The following is a 7,485-nucleotide window of genomic DNA, read 5'->3' as shown; positions in this document are numbered from 1 at the left end:
CCTCCGCCACGGCCAGCCCCCAGCCGATGAACCGCGGGGCCCGGCCACCGAGCGCCTTCACGATGCCGAGCCCCCGTTCCGCCGCCTCGCGGTGCCGGCTGCTGCCGGTGTAGGCGGCGTAGGTGAGCAGGGCGCCGGCCGCCGCCGTCCAGCCGGAGGGGGTGGCGCCGTCCGTGGGGTCCTGCGGGCGGCGGATGAGCTGCTCGGCGTCGGCGGCGGTGTCGTAGAACGCGCCGCTGTCGCCGGTGAAGTGGGTGAGCACGGCGTCGAGCAGCACCCCGGACAGGTCCAGCCAGGCGCTCTCGCCGGTGACGGAGTACAGGGTCAGCAGGCCTTCGGCGGTGTCCGCGTAGTCCTCCAGCACACCCGCGCTGCTGCCCGTGACCCCGCCCAGGGAGGTGCGGTAGAGCCGGCCGTGGTCGTCGAGGTGCACGCCGACCAGCAGGTCGGCGGCGGCGGTCGCCGCGTCCACCAGGTCGGGGCGGTCGAAGTAGGCGCCGACCTCGGCCAGCGCCGCGATGGCCAGACCGTTCCAGGCGGCGATCACCTTGTCGTCCCGGCCGGGCCGTGGGCGCTGCTGCCGCGCGGCCAGCAGCCGCCGTCGCACCGACTCGACCCGTTCGGCGTCCATCGGGCCGCTGTTGTCGGGGAGTTGCAGCACCGACGAGCCGTGCTCGAAGGTGCCCTCCTCGGTGACGCCGTAGAGCCGGGCGGCGAACGCCGCGTCGTCCTCACCCAGCACCTCTCGCAGGCCCGCCGGCGTCCAGTCGTAGTAGGCGCCCTCCCGGTGCGGGCCCCCCGGGTTGTCGGGCTCGGCACTGTCGGCGTCCAGTGCGGACGCGAAACCGCCCTGCTGGGTGCGGAGTTCGGCCACCATGAAGTCGGCCGTCTCCAGCGCGACCCGGCGGGCAGCGGGCGAGTCGGTGGAACGCCACAGGTGCGCGTAGAGGCGGCACAGCAGCGCGTTGTCGTAGAGCATCTTCTCGAAGTGCGGCACGACCCAGCCGGCGTCGACCGAGTACCGGGCGAAACCGCCGGCGAGCTGGTCGTAGATACCGCCCCTGGACATCGCCTCGCAGGTGGCCTCCACCATCTGGAGCGCGCCCTCGGCCCCGGTGCGGGCGTGGTGCCGCAGCAGGAACTCCAGGGCCATCGGCGGCGGGAACTTCGGCGCGCCACCGAATCCGCCGTGCCGGGCGTCGAACTCCCTGGTCAGCGCGAGCAGCGCGTCCGCCTGGTCGCCAGGCGTCGGCTGGGTGGGCTCGTCACCGCCGGTCACGGCGAGGGAACGCCCCGCAAGGTCGGCGGCGATCTGCGCGGCCACCTCGGTGACCTCACCGCGCCGCTCCTGCCAGGCTCCGGTGACGCCCTCCAGCACCTGCCGGAACGAGGGCATGCCGTGCCGGGGGGACGGCGGGAAGTAGGTACCGAAGTAGAACGGCTGCCGGTCGGGCGTGAGGAAGACCGTCATCGGCCAGCCGCCCTGCCCGGTCGCGGCCTGCACGGCCTCCATGTAGACCGAGTCGATGTCGGGCCGCTCCTCCCGGTCCACCTTCACGCTGACGAAGTGCGCGTTGAGGTAGCGGGCCGTCTCCTCGTCCTCGAACGACTCGTGCGCCATCACGTGGCACCAGTGGCAGGAGCTGTAGCCGACCGAGAGCAGGATCGGGACGTCCCGCCTCGTCGCCTCCTCGAACGCCTCCGCCGACCACGGCCACCAGTCGACCGGGTTGTCGGCGTGCTGGAGGAGGTAGGGCGACTGGGACTCAGCCAGGCGATTCATGTCGGCATCCTTAGTCGGTGGGAGTCTTCTACCCACTGGGCACGAGACATGCCCACGCGTGGCCCCACCCACGATAGGCACGAAAGCCCCGGGAGGCGTGGAGCGCCCGGCCCTTCAGAGGCCTGTCAGACAGCTCCGCTCCCAGCGTGGGAAAGGACGCCCGAGCCTGTTCACATGCTCCCCGGAGCACTCTCAGCTGCTCGCGCGGAGTGGCGGAACTTGCAGCACCGGAAAATGGACTCCATGCGGTGAGCCACCTGCTGCCGGGGCAGCCCTCGTGCCCTCCGCGGTTCCGCCAGACGGCGCCCGGTCACCTCCGCAAGCAGTTACTCCCTGCCCGCGTGCACAGCCTTCTCACCGCCGGCACGGGCGGCATTCTCGGCACGGATGTCCTGCCAGCGCGTGTAACCACTCACGGTCGTCCTCCTGCTTCCCGAGCGCGTTCCTTCTCGTGGAGTTCGCAGCGCTGCTCAGCCAGGGGGATCACCTCCCAGTACCACTCGTTCCACTGCCCCGATTCGTCCCCCGCCACCAGCAGGATGCTGGAGCGCCACGGGTCGAAGGCGAAAGGAATCCGCACCGTGCCGGGGCGCAGCTCTTTCAGGTTCGCCCTCGACCAACCGTGAATGGCGTCCACCAGCGGACGCCCCGGTCCAGGACCTCCCGACGCCAGCGCATCCAGCGCCTGCACCAGCCGGGCGTGCGCCGAGGCCGACATCCCCGTCACACACCTCGTCGACCAGGAAAGATCTCCCCCTCGGCATACGCCCAAGAAGGGCAGCGGTAACTGAACCATGGAGAGTGGCGTGCGCGGGCCTCACACCATGACGATGCCCTCTCCGGTGACAACGCAGTTCAGCAGTACCGCGTTCGCGACTTCGCGGGTAAGCCGCGCGGCGTTGTGACCGGCTCGCCTGACTCGACACGCCGACGGCAGCATGACGGCGGGCACACCCGCGCGCCCAGCGCAACCAGAGACCGCCCCGGGGCCACGAACTGTCAGGCGCTGGCGCCCCCTTGCGGTACACGGACACCACGCCGGTCCCCCGTAGTCCTCCCTGGTGGATCAACGTACCGATTGGTTCACGGCGTTGTCCCGGTCCGGTCCCGGCGTCACCGCCGCTGTCCGGCAGCGGCTAACGTACCCGACCGCCAGGACCGCGCCCCGACGCGGGAGCGCGACCTGCTCATCCTGCTACGCACACGACTCAACGGGGGACAAAAGGATGTCGAAGGACGAGAGCCCATCGGATGGCAGGCCCGACCGGCGCCGGGTGCTGCGGCTGGCCGGGGGTGGTCTTGCGCTGGCAGCGCTGGGGGTCGGAGCCGCCGGCTGCCGTGAGGACGACGCCACGGACGGTGCCGGAGGCTCCGGGACACCCAAGGGCGGCGCTCCGTCCGAGGGCGCCGCCTCCGAGGACGGACAGGCCCCTGAGCCGCTGTGGTCGAAGTCGACTTCGGCTCAGACCTACGGGAACAACAACGAGTTGGTGGCCGTGGCGGGCGTGGTGATCGCGACGGGTGATCCGCTTGCCGCACTCGACGCGGCTTCCGGTGAGCAGCGGTGGTCGCTGGAGGGCGGCGCGGTGCCCGGTGCGCCGCTCCTGCTCGGCAACGACACCGTCTACCTGGCCAGCGGCAAGTACGACGGCACCGTCGGCGGATACGACCCGGCCACGGGCAAGGAGACCTGGCGCAGCCGCCTGGGCAAGGAGTACCGGCAGCCGAGGCCGATCGCGGTGGACGACAAGCAGGTGTACGTCATCGCCGAGATCCTCGAGGGCGACGGCTCGTCCCGTACCAACGTGATCGCCGCGCTGAACAGCGCTACGGGCAAGGTGGCGTGGAAGGAGCAGCGGGACCTCGGCACCAAGCAGAACGGTGTCAACGCCGCCGTACAGGGTCGCTACCTCGTCTACACCGACTTCAGGAAGAACCTCACGGTTCGCGACACCGCGACCGGCAAGCAGGTGTGGACGCGTAAGACGTCCAGGACGAACCACGGCTTCTTCGCCGTCCACCAGGACCTGGTGATCATCCCGCAGGGACAGAAGCTCCAGGCTTTCAACCTCTCTGACGGCGCCGAGAAGTGGTCGGTGCAGACCGAGAAGTTCACCACCTTCAAGGAGCCGGCCGTCCTGGAGGACGTGCTCTACGTCGCGGACAGCGGCGGAACGCTCTGGGCTGTGGAGCCGCAGACCGGCAAGAGCGTATGGCGGTCGAAGGCGCTCGCGGACGCGGGCGCCCAGGCGCCCAGGCAGTTCGTCCAGGCGGGCGGGACTCTCTACGGAGCCACCGCGCTCGACAAGCAGGGCGGCGTACACGCCTTCGATGCGAAGAGCGGTGACCTGCGCTGGACGTTCAACGACGGGTCCGGCGACCACCACGCATGGCTGATGGCCACCGACGGCAAGCACGTCTTCGCCCTGCACGGCAAGAAGCTGCACGCCCTGCCCGTCTAGTGGAGCCGTGGTTCGTCGACGGGCGTCGCCTACGACGACGGACCGGTCGGCGGGGTGGTTGGGACGGCTGCTCATCGTCCGGCGCCGACGGCCCCGGCGCCATGCTCCTGCGGGCCGAACAGCCACCACGGTTCGGCCCGACGTCGCCCAACCGGCCCGTCGCGTCCGCGTGTTCGGCCGTAGTGTTGGCGCACCGGCAGGAGAGAGGTCCGAACACGAGGGGGCGTGTGGCTGTGGAGCTGCTCGGCGGGCGGTACCGGATCGAGCGGCTGCTGGGCAGGGGCGGTATGGGAGAGGTGTACCGCGCGCTCGACACCCTCCACGACCGGCACGTGGCCCTCAAGGTGCTGTCGGACACCGCCGATGAACGCTACGCCCGACGGCTGCGGCGCGAGGCCGAGTTGGTGACGCGGCTCGCGCACCCGCACATCGTGGACGTACTGGAGTCCGGTGAGAGCGACGGCAGGCTGTACGTGGCGATGCGACTGGTCGACGGCTCCGACCTGCGACGGGTGCTCGGTGCGGGGCCGCTCACCCCGCGGCGGGCCGTGCGCGTGCTGGCGCAGGTGGCCGGGGCGCTGGACGCGGCGCACGAGGGCGGGATCGTGCACCGGGACGTCAAGCCGTCCAACATCCTGATCGGGGCTTCCGACGACGCGTACCTCACCGACTTCGGCATCGCCCGGCCGCTCGACGCGGAGGCCACCCGGCTGACCAGGACAGGCAGTTACGTCGGGTCCCTCGACTACATCTCCCCGGAGCAACTGCGCGGGCACGAGGTCACCGGGACGGCCGACGTGTACGCGCTGGCCTGTGTGCTGTACGAGTGCCTCACCGGCAAGGTGCCCTTCCCCGCCGACGATCCTGCCGCGAAGCTGGCGGCCCAGCTCAACGACCCGCCGGCCGCGCCCTCGGTGTTCGACCCGCGGATCCCGCCCGCCCTGGACATGGTGGTGGCGACCGGCATGGACAAGGACCCGCACCGGAGGTTCGCCGGCGCGGGCGAGCTGATGAGCGCGGCCACGGCGGCGCTGACCGAGGTGGTGGAGGCGGAGCGCGCCGGCTCGACCGCCGACGCGACCACGCCGGGCAGTGGCACACCGGGGAACGACGCCCTCCTGCGTGCCATCGTCTCCGTGGCCGCCAGGCGGCAGCGGGACCCGGAGCAGCCGGACTCCGGGAACCCGCAGGCGCACGGGACCACGCCGGAAGCGGGCGACGTCTGTCCCTACCCCGGTCTGCGGAGCTTCGGCACCGGTGACGCGGCGTGGTTCCACGGGCGGGACGCCGAGATCACCGGGTTACTGGTACGGCTCTCGCGGCAGTCGGCGACTTCCGGGCCGCTGGTCGTGGTGGGCGCGTCGGGCACCGGCAAGTCGTCCCTGCTGCGCGCGGGGCTGTTCCCCGCCCTGGACGAGGCCGGCTGCGACTGGCCCAGGGTGGTGCTGACGCCGGGGGCACGCCCGGTGGACACCCTGGCAGCCCGGATCGCCGCGGTGACCGGCGCGGACCCGGCGTCCCTCGCCACTGCGATACGTGAGCGGCCCGCTGCCTTCGGTGAGCAGTGCCGCCCGGCGGCGGGCCGGTCCGGTGGCGGGGACGGCGCCCGGCTGATGATCGTGGTCGACCAGTTCGAGCAGCTCTTCACGGACGGCGCCGAAGCGTCCGACCGGGCGGCCTTCGCCACCGCCCTGGCGCACGCGTGGCCCGCGACCGTGGTGCTCGTGGTGCGCGCCGACCACGTGGCGGACTGCATCGAACTCGCCCCGCTGAGACTCGCGCTGGAGGCTCCGTTCGTCGTCGGGCCGCTGGACGGCGAGGCGCTGCGCGAGGTGATCATCGCGCCCGCCCGCGCGGCGGGGCTCCGGGTCGAGGACGGCCTCACCGACCGGCTCATCCGCGACGCCGGGACACGCGACGGCTCCGGGCCCGGGCAGGGCACGCTGCCCCGCCTCGCCCACGCGTTACGCGAGACCTGGCTGGGCCGGACGGGCCAGGTGCTCACCCTGGGCGGGTACGAGGCCACCGGCGGTGTCGACCGGGCGGTCGCGGTCAGCGCCGACCAGTTGTACGGACGGCTCGGTGCCGACGCGGCCGCCGCGCTGCGTTCGGCGCTGCTGCGCCTGGTGAACGTACTGCCGGACGGCGGCCTCGCCCGCCGCTGCGCGGACCGCGGCGAGCTGTCCGAGCAGGCGCTGGCCGGCCTGGTCGACGCCCGTCTGGTGAGCGTCGACGACGAGGGGGTACGGCTCTCCCACGACGCCCTGCTGACCGCGTGGCCGCGGCTGCGCGCCTGGGTCGAGGCCGACCGGCAGGAGCTGCTGCTGCGCCAGCACCTCGACGAGTCCGCCACGAACTGGCGGCACGGTGGCCGCGACCGCGGTGACCTGTACCGGGGCGCGCGTCTGGCCGCCGCCGCCGAGTGGGCCGAAGGCCAACGCGAACTCACCGCTGTCGAGGCGGAGTTCCTGCGTGCGAGCAGGCGCGAGCAGCAGCGCGCCACGCAGCGGCTGCGCACCGCGGCTGCCACACTCGCCACGCTGCTCGTCGCCGCCCTCATCGCGGGCGGGCTCGCTCTGAACGCCCGCGACGACGCCGACCGCCAGGCCCGGATCGCGCTGTCGCGGCAGCTGTCGGCCGAGTCGCTCGCCCTGGCCGAGTGGGATCCGGCCGGTGCCCGGGAGGCCGCGCTCAGGGCGTGGCGTGCGGCACCGACCACGCAGGCGCGTGGCGCGTTGCTGTCGGCCGACGCGATGACCGAGCTGACGGAGTTCGACTCGGACCTGAACCCGGTCACGGCCGTGGACGTCAGCGGCGACGGCGGTCTGATCGCCGTCGGCGGCACGGGCACGGCGGGCACCACGGTCTCCCTGCGGGACACCCGCACCGGCGAGACGCTTCCGCTCGCCGGCGCCGACCTCGGTGAGGACACCGTGCAGTCCCTCCGGTTCTCCCCCGACGGTTCCCTGTTGGCGGTCGCGGTGTTCGGCGACCCCGGGGTGCGCGTGTGGGACACGGAGGGCCGCCGTCTCCTCACCTCCCTGAAAGGCAACGCGCCCGACGGCGAGGAGGTGGTCCTGGGCCCGATCGCCTGGCATCCCGACGGCACGACGCTCGCCGCGCAGTCGATCAGCGGTGACGGCAACCGGATCGGCGGTTGGAACCCGCGCACCGGCGCGTTCGGGCGCTGGCTGACGGCCGCCGAACCGGCGGCGGTGGGGCGCGCCGCGTACGACGTCG

At 72.5% G+C, this 7,485-nt stretch carries 4 protein-coding genes; 2 read left to right on the top strand and 2 right to left on the bottom strand.

Features of this window, described 5'->3' with window-relative positions; genetic code table 11:
• A partial coding sequence (locus ACYVE9_RS10855; protein ID WP_461027570.1) for a thioredoxin domain-containing protein occupies positions 1-1,783 on the bottom strand: 1,783 nt, incomplete at its 3' end.
• A 412-nt stretch (positions 1,784-2,195) separates the two neighbouring features.
• On the bottom strand, positions 2,196-2,501 hold the full coding sequence (locus ACYVE9_RS10850; protein ID WP_461027569.1) for a type II toxin-antitoxin system RelE/ParE family toxin: 306 nt from the start codon (positions 2,499-2,501) through the stop codon (positions 2,196-2,198).
• Positions 2,502-3,009: 508 nt separating this feature from the next.
• On the opposite strand from ACYVE9_RS10850, the gene ACYVE9_RS10845 reads away from it, so the two are divergent.
• Both ACYVE9_RS10845 and ACYVE9_RS10840 read left to right on the top strand, forming a co-directional pair.
• Entirely contained in the window at positions 3,010-4,245 is a 1,236-nt protein-coding gene (locus tag ACYVE9_RS10845) for an outer membrane protein assembly factor BamB family protein (RefSeq protein ID WP_461027568.1), read from the top strand.
• A gap of 227 nt (positions 4,246-4,472) precedes the next feature.
• On the top strand, positions 4,473-7,485 hold a 3,013-nt coding region (locus ACYVE9_RS10840), incomplete at its 3' end, for an nSTAND1 domain-containing NTPase (protein WP_461027567.1).

The sequence above is a fragment of the Streptomyces sparsus genome (assembly GCF_054776295.1).
The sequence above is the reverse complement of the archived record's forward strand: the minus strand, read 5'-3'. Positions and strand labels throughout refer to the sequence as shown.